The sequence below is a fragment of the Zooshikella harenae genome (assembly GCF_018837975.1).
GTDB lineage: Bacteria > Pseudomonadota > Gammaproteobacteria > Pseudomonadales > Zooshikellaceae > Zooshikella > Zooshikella harenae.
This window is the reverse complement of the sequence record NZ_JAGSOY010000089.1, coordinates 1-16,322: the sequence shown is the minus strand read 5'-3', so window position 1 is coordinate 16,322 and position 16,322 is coordinate 1. Positions and strand designations below refer to the sequence as shown.

The following is a 16,322-nucleotide window of genomic DNA, read 5'->3' as shown; positions in this document are numbered from 1 at the left end:
ATCCTACCCCTTTCCTCGTAGCTGTATGTTTCCATCAGCTTTTTTTGAGATTTGAGGATAGTTGCAGTAGGTTTTGGTACAAATTGGCGTAGTTCTTGTTGAAGTTCTACTGGAATTACAGTGGTATCGTTATCATAACGGCTATTAGAAAACATAAATAAACGAAGTAAGGTTGGCTTGTTACGACTAAATACCCAGTTAACTCCATCTTTCTCATCGTCAAAGTCAGGCAGGTTTCTATATTTGGCTTCAAATTGACTGGGTTTAAATACACCATATGTATAAAGCGTTTCACTTATTGCTTTCTGTTGCAAATCATCTAGCTGGTTCCAAAGCTCTTTTAATTGTATACCTTGTAAACACTGCTTTATTAGTGTGACCAATTCCCCCTTTCTAACAGGTTTATTTTTAACAGACAATAAACTCAAGAGGCTTTTTAAGTCATCAACAGTTAATAGGTTTAAAGCATCCAAAAGTGATAAATTTGAAGATTCGTATTGATTACGTCCAGACATCTTATTAAACTCTGTGGAAGACTGAAATTAATATAATTCAGCTTTTATATAAAAATATTTGTTTGTAGTCTAATTACTTTTAGGTGGGTAAATACTTTTAGTCGTTGGCTTAAAAGTATTAGTCTAGAAAATTTGCTTAAGAAAAATATATAAATAGATCACGAAGAAAATATTTTTTAACTTTCCCATGACTTTACTAATAAAGATATTTTAGCAAAGCCATGGTAAGAGAGGAAGCTTACTCAACCGTTACTGACTTCGCTAAATTACGCGGCTGGTCAACATCGGTACCTTTAATAATTGCAACGTAGTAAGACAATAACTGAAGAGGTACAGTGAAAATAATCGGTGCAACAACTTCATGAACATGTTCAACGTACATGACTTTTACACCCTCCCCCCCTTTAAGTTGTGTGGCCTGGTCTGCAAACACATAGAGTTGCCCACCCCGTGCACGAACTTCTTCCATATTTGACTTGAGTTTTTCCAATAAATCATTGTTCGGAGCAACAACAACGACAGGCATATCAGTATCTATCAAGGCAAGAGGTCCATGTTTTAATTCACCTGCTGCATATGCTTCAGCGTGAATATAGGAAATTTCCTTTAACTTTAATGCACCTTCCATTGCAATGGGATACTGGTCTCCACGTCCTAAAAATAAGCTATGGTGCTTTTCTGAAAAATCTTCAGCCAAGCCTTCAATATCATCAGCTAACTGCAAAACATGGTTAAGATGAGTAGGTAGTTCTTTAAGTGCTTTAACGATTTCGGTTTCCGTTTCAGCAGACATGTCACGATAACGGCCAATCGCAGCAACCAGCATTAAGAAAGATACAAGCTGAGTCGTGAACGCTTTTGTTGATGCAACACCTATTTCAGCACCAGCTCGGGTCATAAACGACAGATCAGACTCACGTACAAGTGATGAACCAGGAACATTACAAATAGCCAGTGATGCCATGAATCCCTGCTCTTTTGCCAAGCGCAATGCAGCTAAGGTATCTGCGGTTTCTCCTGACTGAGAAATTGTTACAAATAAACAGTTTTTGGGGACGACCGATTTGCGATAGCGGAACTCAGAAGCAATCTCAACATTACATTGCACCCCCGCAATACTCTCGAACCAGTAACGGGCAACAAGTCCAGCATGATAACTTGTGCCACAGGCAATAATCTGGACTGACTCAACTTTGCTGAAAATATCATGCGCTTCATGACCAAAGCTTGCTTCAATCACTTGTTTATCAGTAAGCCGACCTTCAAGCGTATTAATAATGGCATCAGGTTGCTCATAAATTTCCTTCAACATATAGTGACGGAACTTGCCTTTGTCACTTGCATCATGAGTTACTGTACTTTCAGATTCTTCACGCTTAACTGGCTTGCCAGATTGATCATAAATATCAATGCTGTCACGTGTTATTTCAGCAACATCACCTTCTTCAAGGTAAATAAAACGTCGTGTTACTGGCAATAAAGCCAGCTGATCTGAAGCAAAGAAACGTTCTCCAATACCAACGCCTATCACTAACGGACTACCAGAACGAGCACCAATCAGTCGGCTAGGGTCACGACGATCCATCGCAACCATTCCATACGCACCTTCCAGTTGCTCAACGGCCCGTTGTACTGCTTCTAATAAGCTCTTTGTATTTTGTATTTCAGCATGAATAAGGTGAACAATAACTTCGGTATCTGTTTCCGAGATAAATTCATAGCCCTGTTTTTTTAGTTTTTCCCGAAGCCGTTCGTGATTTTCAATAATACCATTGTGGACTACAGCTATATCACCATTAGAAACATGTGGGTGGGCATTACGTTCACTGGGTTCTCCATGAGTTGCCCAACGAGTATGAGCGATTCCAGTACCACCTTGTAAGGGCTCAAGCTTTAGTGCATCAGACAACTCAGCAACTTTGCCTAGACGACGCAGCCTATTCAGCTCACCAGCTTGATTAACAATAGCCATGCCAGCCGAGTCATAACCCCGATACTCCAGACGACGAAGTCCTTCCAATAATATCTCGGCAACATCCCGTTGAGCTACAGCCCCCACAATTCCACACATAACCACGTTCCTTATTCTTAAAAACCAGCTTTACAGGTAACACGTTTTATCTACGTGCTGCATTATCTTGCTATTTCTTTTTTGGTCGTTGCCAACCATCAATATTCGTTTGTTTTCCACGAGATACCGCAAGCTGTTCAGCTGAAACGGCTCGAGTAATAGTTGAACCTGCACCAACAGTGGCCCCCTGAGCAATGGTTACAGGAGCAACCAACGAACTATTGGAGCCTATAAATACATTATCCTCTATGACTGTTTTGTGCTTATTAACGCCATCATAGTTACAGGTAATGGTACCTGCTCCTATGTTTACACCAGAGCCAATGTCTGCATCACCCACATACGTCAAGTGGTTTATTTTACTCCCTACACCCACATTTACTTTTTTCGTCTCAACAAAATTACCCACTTTAGCTTTTTTTGCTAAAACTGTGGCGGGACGTAATCGAGCAAAAGGTCCAACCTCAGCTGCAGAACCCACTTCTGCAGACTCCAAAATTGAATTTGCTTTAATAACCGCATTATCCGCAATGACACTATCAGCAATAACACAGTTAGGACCTATAACAACGTTATCACCAATTGTCACTGCACCTTCAAAAACAACATTGACATCAATAAATACATCTTGCCCAACGCTAACATCACCCCGAACATCCAAACGGTTTGGATCAGCAACCGTTGCTCCTGCAAGCATTAACTGTTTAGCCTGCTCATACTGAAACCAGCGCTCTAGCTCTGCTAACTGCACACGGTTGTTAACACCTTGAACTTCTTGCTCGCAGCTTGGATGAACACCATTAACCGTCATTCCATCAGCAACAGCCATGGCAACGATGTCCGTTAAATAGTACTCCCCTTGAGCATTGTCATTACTTAGTTTAGGCAGCCACTGTTTTAGCTTTTCTGTTTTTACAGCCATGATGCCTGTATTAATTTCTTTGATAGCGAGCTGTTCAGGGGCTGCATCTTTATGTTCAACTATTGCAGTAATGTTCTGATTAGCATCACGTACAATTCGCCCATAACCCGTGGCATCAGCTAACGCTACTGTTAACAAAGCAAAACCACTCTGCTTTGCAGCAATTAACAAGTCATGCAGAGTCTTAGTCTGTATTAATGGCACATCACCATACAAAATAAGCACAACATCTGACTCATCGATGTGGGAAACTGCTTGAGCAACAGCATGACCCGTACCTAATTGTTGCGCTTGAGTTATCCAGTTCACGGCATAATGATTGAGCCGATGTTTTACAGTATCTCCTCCATGGCCAACGACAATATGCAACTGTCGTTGATCCTGCTGCTGCATGGCGTGTTGAGCTGCCAACATGACATGCTCTAACATGGGTTTACCCGCCAAAGAATGAATAACTTTTGGCAGTTTAGATTTCATTCGTGTGCCTTGGCCTGCAGCCAAGATGACAATATCAACATTCATGATTAGTCGTGAGGTACTTGTTGGTAATTTTTACAGATAGGGATTAGCAATAACCCCAACTTTTTGAAAAACCGTACAATTAAAACGAACTATTAAGATGGCAGTGGATGCTTTGCAAATCCTACACCATCGTAAAAATTAAAAAAGCGTCTATAGCGAGAGTTCAATCAAAAAAAAAGGGTAGCATAGCTACCCTTTTTCAAATCGGCTCGTGCCTTATCAGCGCTTTTGCCGAATATGTTGCAAAGTACGAAGTTTTGCAGCTGCTTCTGCTAACTGGCTAGCTGCACGAGAGTAATCAAACTCACCACTTTGATTAGCCAGTGCTTGCTCTGCTTCTTGTTTTGCACGAACAGCAGCCGCCTCATCAACATCACTGGCGCGTAGTGCAGTATCAGCAAGCACAGTGATTGAGTTCGGTTGAACCTCAAGGAAACCACCAGAAACATAAAATATTTCTTCTTTGCCACCCTGTTTCACGACACGAACGGGACCAGGCTTAAGGTCAGTCAACAGGGGAGCATGGCCAGGGGCAATACCCAGGTCACCCAAGATACCTGTTGCAATAACCATCTCAACCAAGCCTGAGTATATCTCCTGCTCTGCGCTGACGATGTCACAATGTACTGTAATTGCCATCGCGGTATGCCTCGCTGCGGCCTAAGCCGGTACCTGTAAACTTGCTACCGGCTGAAGGCTCATTAAAGTTTCTTGGCCTTTTCAATAGCCTCGTCAATACTTCCCACCATATAGAAGGCCTGTTCTGGCAAATCATCGTATTCACCTTCCAGAATGCCTTTGAAACTACTAATAGTTTCTTTAAGTGGTACATATTTACCTGATGAACCAGTAAAGACTTCAGCAACGAAGAATGGCTGTGACAAGAAACGTTCAATTTTACGTGCACGGGTAACAACTGTCTTATCTTCTTCTGAAAGCTCATCCATACCAAGAATGGCAATGATATCTTTCAGCTCTTTATAGCGCTGGAGAACAGACTGAACACCCCGAGCAACGTCATAGTGCTCTTGACCAATAACCAATGGATCAAGCTGACGTGACGTTGAATCCAACGGATCTACTGCTGGGTAAATACCTTTTGCTGCAATATCACGAGACAATACAACAGTTGCATCCAAGTGCGAGAAGGTTGTTGCTGGTGATGGGTCAGTCAAGTCATCAGCAGGAACGTAAACGGCTTGAATCGATGTAATCGAGCCTGTCTTCGTTGAAGTAATCCGCTCCTGAAGAACCCCCATTTCTTCAGCCAATGTTGGCTGATAACCTACTGCTGACGGCATACGACCTAACAGTGCAGATACCTCAGTCCCCGCCAAGGTGTAACGATAGATGTTGTCAACAAACAACAGTACATCACGTCCCTCATCACGGAACTTCTCTGCCATGGTCAAACCGGTCAGTGCCACACGCAAACGGTTTCCAGGTGGTTCATTCATCTGACCATATACCAGAGATACTTTGTCCAGTACGTTTGATTCCTGCATCTCGTGGTAGAAGTCATTACCTTCACGAGTCCGCTCACCTACACCGGCAAATACGGAATAACCACTGTGCTCAATGGCGATGTTACGAATAAGCTCCATCATGTTGACGGTCTTACCAACACCCGCACCACCGAACAGACCTACTTTACCCCCTTTCGCAAAAGGACAAACCAAGTCGATTACTTTAATACCTGTTTCAAGCAGCTCATTGGCAGCCGCTTGCTCATCGAAAGAAGGCGCTTCACGGTGGATAGAGTAACGCTCCTCCTCACCAATAGGCCCTTTCTCATCAATAGGATTACCCAACACGTCCATAATACGACCTAGGGTTTCTTTACCCACAGGTACTTTAATTGGCTCGTTGGTATTTTTAACATCCAAGCCACGGCTCACACCTTCTGTTGAACCCATGGCGATTGACCGCACCACGCCATCACCCAGCTGTTGCTGTACTTCCAAAGTTAAGTCTTTGCTCTCAACTACCAGAGCGTCATAAACCTTGGGTACAGAATCGCGGGGAAACTCTACGTCGACCACGGCACCGATAATTTGTACGATACGTCCGCTACTCATCGATGGTTCCTCATATTCAATAACCTGAACCTGTTCAAACCATTAAACAGCGGCAGCGCCGCCAACGATTTCTGAAATTTCCTGAGTGATTGCTGATTGACGGGCCTTGTTATAAACCAGCTGTAGCTCATCAATCAGGTTACCCGCATTATCAGTTGCGCTCTTCATTGCAACCATTCGGGCAGCCTGTTCACAGGCATTATTCTCAACAACAGCCTGATAAACCTGAGACTCAACATAACGAACCAGTAAGCCATCAAGTAACTGTTTGGCATCTGGCTCATATAAGTAGTCCCAATGATGTTTTAAAGTCTTGTCATCACTGGCTTGTAAGGGGAGCAACTGCTCACTGTTAGGCTCCTGAGTCATGGTGTTAACAAAGCGGTTAAACACCAGGTACAGGCGATCAATTCGACCTTCTTCATAGGCATCAAGCATTATCTTAACGCCACCAATCAAATCAGCAATGGAAGGCTCATCACCCAAACCATTGATAGCTGCTACCGCATTACCGCCATAATGGCGGAAAAAGGCACCAGCTTTGCTACCAACGAGGCAAAGATCTATCTCTGCACCTTTGTCAGCCCACTGTTTCATTTCAGTAATGGTTTTCTTGAACAGGTTAATGTTCAAGCCGCCGCACAGACCACGATCAGACGACACGACTACAAAACCAACCCGCTTGACTTCTCTTTCAGTCATGTAGGTGTGGCGATATTCAGGAGTTGAGTTGGCAATATGACCAACTACCTCACGAATGCGCTCAGCATAAGGACGGCTGTGTTGCATACGATCCTGTGCCTTACGCATTTTACTCGCCGCCACCAATTGCATAGCACTGGTGATTTTTTGTGTGTTTTTGATGCTCGCAATCTGCGTGCGAATTTCTTTTCCGACTGCCATGTAGCACCCTTTCAGGTTGAAAACATTACTGATGCCAGTAATGCAGCAGCGGATCAGTCAATGACTTAGGTCCCTGACTGATACCTTACTTACCAGGTTTGAGTTGCTTTAAACTTCTCAATACCTTGCTTGATACCTGCTTCAATTTCGTCGTTGTAGCTACCTGATTCATTAATCTTATTCATCAGTTCAGTATATTCACTGTTCAGGAATGAAATTAATGCAGCTTCAAAATCAACGACTTTCTTAAGCTCGACGTCTTCTAGGTATCCTTTGTCTGCTGCGTAGATACTGACGGACATTTCAGCCACACTCAGCGGCGAGTACTGCTTCTGTTTCATCAATTCGGTTACACGCTGGCCATGCTCTAACTGCTTACGTGTTGATTCATCCAAATCAGAAGCAAACTGTGAGAAAGCGGCCAATTCACGATACTGAGCCAAAGCAGTACGGATACCACCTGACAGTTTTTTCATGATTTTCGTCTGTGCGGCACCACCTACCCGAGATACCGAAATACCTGGGTTAATCGCAGGACGTATGCCTGAGTTAAACAAGTTTGTTTCCAAGAAAATCTGGCCATCCGTAATCGAAATTACGTTAGTCGGTACGAACGCAGAAACATCACCTGCCTGAGTCTCAATGATTGGCAGTGCTGTCAGAGAGCCCGTTTTGCCTTTAACTTCACCATTGGTAAACGCTTCTACATAGTCAGCATTTACACGAGCAGCACGTTCTAACAGACGAGAGTGCAGATAGAACACGTCCCCAGGATAAGCTTCTCGACCAGGTGGACGACGCAACAACAAGGAAATTTGGCGGTAAGCCCATGCTTGCTTGGTCAAATCATCATAGATGATTAATGCATCTTGACCACGGTCGCGGAAATACTCACCCATTGAACAGCCAGCAAAGGGAGCCAGGAACTGCATGGGTGCAGGATCTGCAGCACCTGCTGCAACCACAATGGTATGTTCCATTGCACCATGCTCTTCAAGCTTACGAACAACGTTAGCAATAGAAGATTGTTTCTGACCAATCGCAACGTAGATACATTTAATACCAGTACCTTTCTGGTTGATAATGGTATCAATTGCTACTGCAGATTTACCAACCTGACGGTCACCGATAATCAACTCCCGCTGACCACGACCGATTGGAATCATTGAGTCAATCGCCTTCAAACCTGTTTGCACAGGTTGATCAACTGACTTACGTGCAATTACCCCAGGCGCTACTTTTTCAACAGGTGCAGTCAGTTCAGCATCAATAGGTCCCTTGCCATCAATAGGGTTACCTAACGCATCAACGACACGACCTAAAAGCTTTTCACCTACAGGTACTTCCAGAATACGACCAGTACATTTTGCTGTTTGGCCTTCAGCCAAACCCTTGTAATCACCTAGAACAACGGCACCGACTGAGTCACGTTCCAGATTCAGCGCCATACCGAATATGCCGCCGGAAAACTCAATCATTTCTCCGTACATTACGTCAGCCAGTCCATGGATACGAACAATACCATCAGATACGCTGACGATCGTGCCCTCATTACGGGCTTCAGTTGCGATATCAAGCTTCTCTATTCGCTGCTTGATAATATCGCTGATTTCAGATGGATTCAGTTGCTGCATGCTATGCCCCTTTAACTCAGGATCTCATCGCGTCGGCCAATTGATCAAGCTTGGCACGGATACTGCCATCAATTACCAGATCGCCAGCTTTGATGATAAGACCACCTAACAGGCTCTTATCAACCTTATTCTCAACATTAATTTCACGACCGAAACGCGAGCTGAGTGATTTTGCCAGTTTATCCTGCTGTTCAGCTGTCAGTTCAAAAGCTGAAGTTACTTGTACATCAACTTTCTTCTCTTCTTCAGCCTTTAACTGCTCAAACAGGCCAGCGATGTATGGCAGCAAGGTTAAACGTTTATTGCTTGCTAGAGCGTGGATGAAGTTTGCTCCGTGGCTGTCAATTTCATCACCACACACATCTAAAAAAACGGCTGCCCGGGTCTCTCCATTTACATCAGGAGAGGACAACAACTGTTGTACCTTTGGCTGCACAGAAATTGCAGCACCCAGGTTTAACATTGCTGACCATTTTGACAGGCTTTTTTTAGCCACTGCAAACTCAAACGCTGCTTTTGCATAGGGTCGAGCTAAGGTGGTCAGTTCCATTTGGCTAACCCCTGTTATAGCTCAGCGGCAAGCTGGTCTACGAGTTTGCTTTGCGCTTTCTCGTCAACCGCTACACCAAGAATTTTTTCTGCCCCGGCAATCGCTAAAGTTGCTACCTGAGCACGAAGTGCTTCACGTGCACGATTAACTTCTTGCTCGATTTCTGCCTGAGCTGCAACTTTTATCCGCTCACCTTCAGTTTTTGCTTGCTCTTTAGCTTCTTCAATAATCTGAGATGAACGTTTATTAGCTTGCTCGATAATATCAGCAGCTTGTTGTTTTGCTTCACGTAATTGCTTGCCAGCTTTATCTTGAGCTAGCTCTAAATCACGCTTCGCGCGATCCGCAGCCTCTAAACCATCAGCAATTTTCTTTTGTCTCTGTTTCAGTGCTTGCATGACAGGAGGCCATACATACTTCATACAGAAAATAACGAAAATCGCGAAGGCCAGTGACTGTCCTATAAGGGTCGCATTGAGATTCATGCCAACACCTCTCGCTGTATTTTTATAGGACAACTAATGCACAAACGACTGGCACTAGCCGTTATTTGCATAAATGACCTAGTTAACCAAGCTAATGAAGGGGTTAGCGAAAGTGAAGAACAGCGCAATACCCACACCGATCATAGTAACCGCGTCCAATAGACCCGCTACGATGAACATTTTAATTTGTAGCATTGGTACCATTTCAGGTTGACGAGCAGCACCTTCAAGGAATTTACCACCCAACAAACCAAAACCAATCGCAGTACCTAAAGCACCCATACCAATTAAAAGAGCTACTGCGATCGCTGTTAAACCAACTACAGTTTCCATTTATTTCCTCCCGACAGTCGTCGTCTTTAGTTAAAGAAAAGTGATGACAAAAACCGATAGATTAATGGTCTTCATGAGCCATACTTAAGTACACAATAGTAAGCATCATGAAAATAAACGCCTGCAGTACAATGATCAAAATATGGAAAATTGCCCAAGGTACTGAAAGGAACCATTGCGCCCACCAAACAGGAATTAACGCAATTAGAATAAAAATAAGCTCACCAGCATAAAGGTTACCAAAGAGACGTAAGGCTAATGAGACAGGCTTCGCCAGCAACCCAACAAACTCTAGTAAGAAATTAAAAGGTATCAGAGACCAGTGATTGAAAGGATGCAATGTTAACTCGCTAACAAAACCACCTACACCTTTAACCTTAATGCTGTAGTAAATAATTAAGCCAAACACAGCCAGCGCCATCGCTATTGTGGCATTCGGATCCGTGGTGGGTACTACCTTCATATATGGAATGCCAATATTTGTCGCAATAAGAGGCAACCAATCGACAGGAACCAGGTCCATAAGATTCATTAAAAAGACCCAGACAAAAATAGTCAGCGCAAGGGGAGCAATTAGCGCATTTCGACCGTGGAAGGTGTCTTTAACGTTGGTGTCTACAAACTCCACCATCAACTCGACAAAGTTTTGCAAAGCACCTGGTACGCCACTTGTTGCATATATTGCTGCCTTTCTGAATAGGTATAAAAATATTACCCCCAGAAAAATCGACCAACCAAGCGTGTCTAAATGAAATGCCCAAAAGCCCATTGCTTTGGCTTCTGCAGCATTATGCGCAATCGTCCATGCAGAGTCGGTTAACGTCTCAACCACCTTGCCATGATGGTCAACCCGCTCAAACCCCTCTGGCAGCTGGCCAAATGTTAAATTCTGTAAATGGTGCTGAATATATTCAGCAGATGTTTGGTTTTCAGTCGCCATGGTATGCTCTCGCAGTAATCCAATAAGCTAAAACTTTATTATCCAGGCAGTAAACCAGTTCACCATCTGAACAACAATAAAGATCCCAAACAAGGCGAAGACATTAAGCGGTTTTACGAAAATAAAAACCAACGCAAAAATCATTGCGGTCAAAATAAGTTTTCCAGCTTCACCTTTGTAAAACGATCTGGCTATTTTTTGTGCAGCACGAGCACCTGAGTATGCAAACGCATTGCTAACCAAATAGGCATTAGGCAACAAAGAAGCTAACCCACCCAGCAACGCTGAATAGGCTACAACTGTACTATGCAGCCATAAAACCAATGCGGCCAATACCGTAATTAAGAGTTGTATAATTATTACACGGTATATGGGCGGCTTTTTTAAGTGGGGTGCAATCATGTAGCAAAAGCCTTAGCTACTACAATAAACAACACCACCAACCAACTGACGTGTGCTACTCGCCTACAACTGTCCAACAAGGCCCCCTCGAGCTTATAAAAGGCCCCCTCGAGACCTCAAAACATTTTCAGTTAATTTTTGGGGCTTGAAGTATATTGGGAATGGCTCGAGTGTTCAACACTCATGCAGCTTAATGAACCAGGCTCATTAGTCAAATACACAAAACTTCGCAGATAACTTGCTGAAAAAGCTATCTTATTTAATATGATCTAATACACCATCCAATTCATCAAGACTGTTGTACTTGATGATTAGCTTTCCTTTTCCTTTAGCTGTATGTTGGATGACAACAGGTGCACCCAACTTCTCACCTAGATCATCTTCCAACTTTTTAATATCAGGATCAATAGGCGTACTTTTATTGTCTTTTACTTTTTTGTCTGCCTGAATATGCCGTACTAAAGACTCAGTTTGTCTGACAGATAGTCCTTTTGCTACGACACTTTTTGCTGTTTCTATTTGAGTAGATTTGGGTAAGCCTAAAAGTGCTTTAGCATGTCCCATATCCAGGTCACCATGCTCCAGCATCGTTTTGATGTCATCACTTAGTGTCATCAAACGAAGCAAGTTAGTGATGGCTACTCTTGACTTGCCAACGGCATCAGCAACCTGCTGTTGGGTAAGCCCAAACTCTTGCTGCAGACGTTGTAAAGCAATGGCTTCTTCAATAGGGTTTAGGTCTTCACGCTGAATATTCTCAATCAGCGCCATCGCGATAGCCGCTTCATCTGGCACGTCACGAATCACAGCAGGGATGGTATCTAAACCCGCTAACTGACTTGCACGCCAGCGTCGCTCCCCAGCAATAATCTCATATTGATCAGTACCAACTGGCCTTACAACAATGGGTTGCATCACCCCCTGTGCTTTAATAGAACTTGCCAGTTCCTCTAAGGCATCAGGGTGCATATCCCGCCGAGGCTGGTAACGCCCCCGCTGAATAAACTCAACAGGGAGATGCATAAGCTCTTTTTCTTGTTGCTCGCTATTATGATCAGGCTCGTTATAAGATGAACCTCCCAGCAGAGCATCTAGGCCTCGGCCCAAACCACGCTTTTTAGCTGCCATAGGAAATAATCAACTTTGTCCAAGGGTTAGAATACTTATGCAGACTCTTGTTTAAGCGGTGTTTCCTGGCGTCGAAGCATTTCTCCAGCCAAGGCAAGATAAGCAACCGCCCCACGAGATGCTTTATCATACGCCAAGGCGGGCATACCAAAACTAGGCGCTTCCGCCAAGCGAATATTACGAGGTATTACCGTGCGATAAACTTTATCACCAAAATGATTGACCAACTGTGATGATACTTCATTTGCCAAACTTGTACGTGGGTCATACATAGTACGTAACAAGCCTTCTATTTTTAAGTTGGCATTTAAAACACGACTAATTCGTTGAATTGTATCAAGTAAAGCTGTTAACCCCTCCAACGCATAATACTCACATTGCATAGGGATAATAACACCATTAGCTGCGGCGAGGGCGTTGACGGTTAACATATTCAATGATGGGGGGCAGTCAACAATGATGTAATCGTATTGAGATGCTGCCTTTGCCAGTGCATAACTGAGTCGCTTCTCCTTATTAGGTAGCTCCAACAGTTGTACTTCAGCAGCAGTCAAATCACCATTCGCAGGTAATAAGTCAAATCCGCCAGATTCGCTTTTTACCAAGGCATCTACCACTTCTTTTTGCCCTGTTAACACATCATAAACAGACGCTGATAGTGTTTGCTTATTAACCCCACTCCCCATGGTTGCATTTCCCTGGGGGTCAAGATCAACTAGAAGTACACGACGTTTGGTGGCTACTAAAGATGCAGCCAGATTGACGCAAGTGGTTGTCTTACCCACCCCACCTTTTTGGTTGGTCACTGCAAGTATTTTCGCCACCTTGGATGTCCCTCAGCTGACTTAAATTAAACTGGTTTGTTGCTAATTTTAATGAGGTGACGCTGTGCATCACACCCTGGGACAGATAATTGATAAGCTTCAATTTGCTCTGTCATTTTTGAGTCGAGTTGCGCTATTTCTGCCTCAGGGTAGAGTCCTTTCATTGCTAAAAAATAACCCTCATCGGCACATAAGTGATGTGTATTTTGTAACATATCACATAGTGAGGCAAAAGCCCGTGACACAATTATGTCAAATGGCTGCTCTACCTCAAACTCTTCTGCTCTAGACTGCACAACCGTAACGTTACCCAATTCTAACTGAATTTTTGCCTGGGTTAAAAAACGGGTTTTTTTACCATTGCTATCCAGTAATGTGAACTGCTTTTCAGGAAAAAAAAGCGCTAGAGGTATACCAGGTAAACCAGGTCCAGTTCCCACATCGAGAATGTGACCTTTATCAATATACGGTGTAACACTTAGGCTATCCAACAAGTGCCGCTTAACCATGGTATTGGGGTCTCTAATTGCGGTGAGATTGTAAGCCTGATTCCATTTGACGAGTAACCCCAAGTACGTCATCAACGCATCAATTTGATCCGTCGTCAGCGTCAAGCCCATCTGTTTTATACCGTTGACCAGGAGTAAACGTTGTGATTCCACCATACTCATATTACTTATCATTAAATGGGTTTTACATAATACAGCAAACTTAAAACTGAGAAGGTTAAAAGTAAAACCAAGACTGTTACCAAAATATTGATAACAGCCTTAACCTCTCGTAAAAGTCAAATGAAGGCTAGATGTAATGATTAAGCTGACTTCTCGTTCAGCAATGAGCGCTTCTTAAGATGAACAATCAGCAAAGAGACTGCTGCAGGGGTAACGCCCGATATACGAGATGCCTGCCCAAGCGTTTCAGGTTTATGGGTAATCAGTTTTTGCTTTATTTCATTCGATAGACCAGAAATATTGTCATAATCCAGGTCTGCAGGTAAACGAGTCTCTTCATGACGACGCAGTTTAATTATCTCATTTTCCTGGCGAGCGATATAGCCTTCATACTTAACTTGAATTTCAACCTGCTCAGCAACCTGACAGTCATCGGATGCAGGCTCACCCACAAGACCAGCAACTTGCTCATATCTCACTTCTGGCCGACGCAATAGCTCAAGCAAATTGTACTCATGCGTAATTGGGCTGGTAATGATTTTATTAAGTTGTTCAGCTACAACAGAACCTGGTTGAATCCACGAAGTCTTTAGCCGTTCCTGCTCTTTCGCAATAGCTTCTTGCTTTGCAGAAAACACCTCCCAACGGTGATCATCCACAAGCCCCAGTTCACGGCCCTTTTCTGTTAACCGTAAATCCGCATTATCTTCTCGTAAAATCAGTCGATACTCTGCACGACTCGTAAACATTCGATATGGCTCACGGGTTCCATGAGTGATTAGGTCATCCACAAGCACCCCAATATAAGCTTCATCCCGACGTGGACACCATGCTTCTTTTTCCTGTGCTCTACGCGCAGCATTCAAACCCGCTAACAGCCCTTGAGCAGCCGCTTCTTCATAGCCGGTGGTGCCGTTAATCTGCCCAGCAAAGAACAATCCTTGGATAAATTTGGTTTCCAAAGAATGATGCAAATCTCTTGGATCAAAAAAGTCATACTCTATAGCGTAACCAGGGCGGATGATATGTGCATTTTCAAAGCCTTTAATCGACCTGACTAATGCTAGCTGCACATCAAACGGTAAGCTCGTAGAAATACCATTCGGGTAAAGCTCATGAGTAGTCAGTCCTTCAGGTTCAACAAACACCTGGTGAGATGACTTATCCGCAAAACGCATAATTTTGTCTTCAATTGAAGGACAATAACGTGGCCCTACTCCCTCAATAACACCTGTGTACATAGGGGAACGATCCAACCCACTTCGGATAATCTCATGGGTTTGTTCATTAGTATGAGCAATAAAACAGTTAACCTGCTGAGGGTGTTCAGTAACATCTCCCAAGAATGACATAACAGGCAAAGGCGTATCACCAGGCTGTGGTGTCATAACAGAAAAATCTACTGAGCGTGCATCGATACGAGGAGGCGTCCCTGTTTTTAAACGCTCAACACAAAAGGGCAACGCTCTTAAACGTTTAGCCAGTGCAATGGAAGGTTGATCACCCGCTCTACCACCAGAATGATTGTCCAGGCCAATGTGAATAACGCCACCTAAAAAGGTACCCGCAGTTATAACCACGCTAGGTGCATAAAATTTCAGCCCCATCTGGGTAATAACACCTTCCACCTTTTCCTGATGAACAATCAGGTCATCAACAGCTTGTTGGAAAATATCAAGGTTGGGCTGGTTTTCCAGCATATGTCTAATTGCAGCTTTATAGAGTATCCGATCTGCTTGTGCGCGTGTTGCCCGAACTGCAGGCCCTTTTCGAGAGTTAAGAATACGAAATTGAATCCCTGCCCGATCTGTTGCTTGAGCCATTGCTCCGCCCAGAGCATCCACCTCTTTTACTAGGTGACTTTTCCCGATGCCCCCAATTGCGGGATTACAGGACATTTGTCCCAAAGTCTCAATATTGTGTGTTAACAGTAATGTTTTAACGCCCATGCGTGCCGCAGCCAATGCAGCTTCAGTACCTGCATGACCACCACCCACTACAATCACATCATAGCGTGTCGGAAAATCCACAATCTCTAACCTCGATCTTTAGCAACATTAACTGCTAGCAAGAACTATATAGCACATGGACCCTTTGCTACCTTCAAAGTATTATGCCAATACTTTACACACCAATAAGGCCAAACCAGTGCTTGCTGCAAAATCCGCTAATTATAAAAGGAAACAGCAGAAAAATAACTAGATATTTAGTGAGGAGAGTGCCTTTTATCGTTATCTCTTTAATGATTTTGCTATAAGTTAAAAAGACTTAATTAGTTTTTGCTGGTTACACTTTGATTTAGCGTGTAAGCAAGGTAAGCGCAAACTCACATTACCCTGCGTTG

Annotated in this window: 16 protein-coding genes; all 16 read right to left on the bottom strand. The window is 43.5% G+C overall.

All coding sequences use genetic code 11. The features are described from left to right. The coding region (locus KCG35_RS21210; protein WP_215821866.1) for a hypothetical protein at positions 1–515 on the bottom strand (515 nt) is incomplete at its 3' end. Positions 516–753: 238 nt separating this feature from the next. Continuing rightward, the gene (gene glmS / locus KCG35_RS21205) at positions 754–2,586 is read right to left on the bottom strand and encodes a glutamine--fructose-6-phosphate transaminase (isomerizing) (RefSeq protein ID WP_215821865.1); all 1,833 of its coding nucleotides are present in this window, start codon (positions 2,584–2,586) and stop codon (positions 754–756) included. 70 nt (positions 2,587–2,656) lie between these two features. Next, positions 2,657–4,030, bottom strand: coding sequence for a bifunctional UDP-N-acetylglucosamine diphosphorylase/glucosamine-1-phosphate N-acetyltransferase GlmU (gene glmU, locus KCG35_RS21200; protein WP_215821864.1), 1,374 nt, complete (start codon positions 4,028–4,030; stop codon positions 2,657–2,659). A 219-nt stretch (positions 4,031–4,249) separates the two neighbouring features. After that, entirely contained in the window at positions 4,250–4,669 is a 420-nt protein-coding gene (locus KCG35_RS21195) for a F0F1 ATP synthase subunit epsilon (protein WP_215821863.1), read from the bottom strand. Positions 4,670–4,731: 62 nt separating this feature from the next. After that, positions 4,732–6,108 carry a F0F1 ATP synthase subunit beta gene (atpD, locus tag KCG35_RS21190; RefSeq protein ID WP_215821862.1) on the bottom strand — a complete coding sequence of 459 codons (1,377 nt, stop codon included), beginning with the start codon at positions 6,106–6,108 and terminating at the stop codon, positions 4,732–4,734. A 42-nt stretch (positions 6,109–6,150) separates the two neighbouring features. Next, positions 6,151–7,011: a F0F1 ATP synthase subunit gamma gene (gene atpG / locus KCG35_RS21185; RefSeq protein WP_215821861.1), complete on the bottom strand. Its 861-nt coding sequence runs from the start codon at positions 7,009–7,011 to the stop codon at positions 6,151–6,153. An 89-nt stretch (positions 7,012–7,100) separates the two neighbouring features. Continuing rightward, positions 7,101–8,645: a F0F1 ATP synthase subunit alpha gene (atpA, locus tag KCG35_RS21180; protein WP_215821860.1), complete on the bottom strand. Its 1,545-nt coding sequence runs from the start codon at positions 8,643–8,645 to the stop codon at positions 7,101–7,103. Between the two features lie 16 nt (positions 8,646–8,661). After that, the gene (locus tag KCG35_RS21175; protein ID WP_215821859.1) at positions 8,662–9,195 is read right to left on the bottom strand and encodes a F0F1 ATP synthase subunit delta; all 534 of its coding nucleotides are present in this window, start codon (positions 9,193–9,195) and stop codon (positions 8,662–8,664) included. Between the two features lie 14 nt (positions 9,196–9,209). Then, positions 9,210–9,680 carry a F0F1 ATP synthase subunit B gene (locus KCG35_RS21170; RefSeq protein WP_215821858.1) on the bottom strand — a complete coding sequence of 157 codons (471 nt, stop codon included), beginning with the start codon at positions 9,678–9,680 and terminating at the stop codon, positions 9,210–9,212. Positions 9,681–9,758: 78 nt separating this feature from the next. Then, positions 9,759–10,013 (bottom strand): F0F1 ATP synthase subunit C, encoded by a 255-nt coding sequence (gene atpE, locus KCG35_RS21165; RefSeq protein ID WP_215821857.1) that lies wholly within the window; start codon positions 10,011–10,013, stop codon positions 9,759–9,761. Between the two features lie 61 nt (positions 10,014–10,074). Beyond that, on the bottom strand, positions 10,075–10,953 hold the full coding sequence (gene atpB, locus KCG35_RS21160) for a F0F1 ATP synthase subunit A (protein WP_215821856.1): 879 nt from the start codon (positions 10,951–10,953) through the stop codon (positions 10,075–10,077). Between the two features lie 27 nt (positions 10,954–10,980). After that, a complete protein-coding gene (locus KCG35_RS21155) occupies positions 10,981–11,355 on the bottom strand; it encodes a F0F1 ATP synthase subunit I (RefSeq protein ID WP_215821855.1) in 375 nt (124 codons plus the stop codon). 255 nt (positions 11,356–11,610) lie between these two features. Beyond that, positions 11,611–12,483 (bottom strand): ParB/RepB/Spo0J family partition protein, encoded by an 873-nt coding sequence (locus tag KCG35_RS21150; RefSeq protein WP_215821854.1) that lies wholly within the window; start codon positions 12,481–12,483, stop codon positions 11,611–11,613. Positions 12,484–12,518: 35 nt separating this feature from the next. After that, positions 12,519–13,307, bottom strand: coding sequence for a ParA family protein (locus tag KCG35_RS21145; protein WP_215821853.1), 789 nt, complete (start codon positions 13,305–13,307; stop codon positions 12,519–12,521). Positions 13,308–13,333: 26 nt separating this feature from the next. Then, on the bottom strand, positions 13,334–13,978 hold the full coding sequence (rsmG, locus tag KCG35_RS21140) for a 16S rRNA (guanine(527)-N(7))-methyltransferase RsmG (RefSeq protein WP_230409308.1): 645 nt from the start codon (positions 13,976–13,978) through the stop codon (positions 13,334–13,336). A 140-nt stretch (positions 13,979–14,118) separates the two neighbouring features. Beyond that, positions 14,119–16,008 (bottom strand): tRNA uridine-5-carboxymethylaminomethyl(34) synthesis enzyme MnmG, encoded by a 1,890-nt coding sequence (gene mnmG, locus KCG35_RS21135; RefSeq protein WP_215821852.1) that lies wholly within the window; start codon positions 16,006–16,008, stop codon positions 14,119–14,121. Positions 16,009–16,322: the final 314 nt, after the last annotated feature.

Bases quoted from the DNA above. Each gene is read 5' to 3' on its own strand.
- glmS (WP_215821865.1), bottom strand. From the start codon at position 2,586: ATGTGTGGAATTGTGGGGGCTGTAGCTCAACGGGATGTTGCCGAGATA.
- glmU (WP_215821864.1), bottom strand. From the start codon at position 4,030: ATGAATGTTGATATTGTCATCTTGGCTGCAGGCCAAGGCACACGAATG.
- KCG35_RS21195 (WP_215821863.1), bottom strand. From the start codon at position 4,669: ATGGCAATTACAGTACATTGTGACATCGTCAGCGCAGAGCAGGAGATA.
- atpD (WP_215821862.1), bottom strand. From the start codon at position 6,108: ATGAGTAGCGGACGTATCGTACAAATTATCGGTGCCGTGGTCGACGTA.
- atpG (WP_215821861.1), bottom strand. From the start codon at position 7,011: ATGGCAGTCGGAAAAGAAATTCGCACGCAGATTGCGAGCATCAAAAAC.
- atpA (WP_215821860.1), bottom strand. From the start codon at position 8,645: ATGCAGCAACTGAATCCATCTGAAATCAGCGATATTATCAAGCAGCGA.
- KCG35_RS21175 (WP_215821859.1), bottom strand. From the start codon at position 9,195: ATGGAACTGACCACCTTAGCTCGACCCTATGCAAAAGCAGCGTTTGAG.
- KCG35_RS21170 (WP_215821858.1), bottom strand. From the start codon at position 9,680: ATGAATCTCAATGCGACCCTTATAGGACAGTCACTGGCCTTCGCGATT.
- atpE (WP_215821857.1), bottom strand. From the start codon at position 10,013: ATGGAAACTGTAGTTGGTTTAACAGCGATCGCAGTAGCTCTTTTAATT.
- atpB (WP_215821856.1), bottom strand. From the start codon at position 10,953: ATGGCGACTGAAAACCAAACATCTGCTGAATATATTCAGCACCATTTA.
- KCG35_RS21155 (WP_215821855.1), bottom strand. From the start codon at position 11,355: ATGATTGCACCCCACTTAAAAAAGCCGCCCATATACCGTGTAATAATT.
- KCG35_RS21150 (WP_215821854.1), bottom strand. From the start codon at position 12,483: ATGGCAGCTAAAAAGCGTGGTTTGGGCCGAGGCCTAGATGCTCTGCTG.
- rsmG (WP_230409308.1), bottom strand. From the start codon at position 13,978: ATGAGTATGGTGGAATCACAACGTTTACTCCTGGTCAACGGTATAAAA.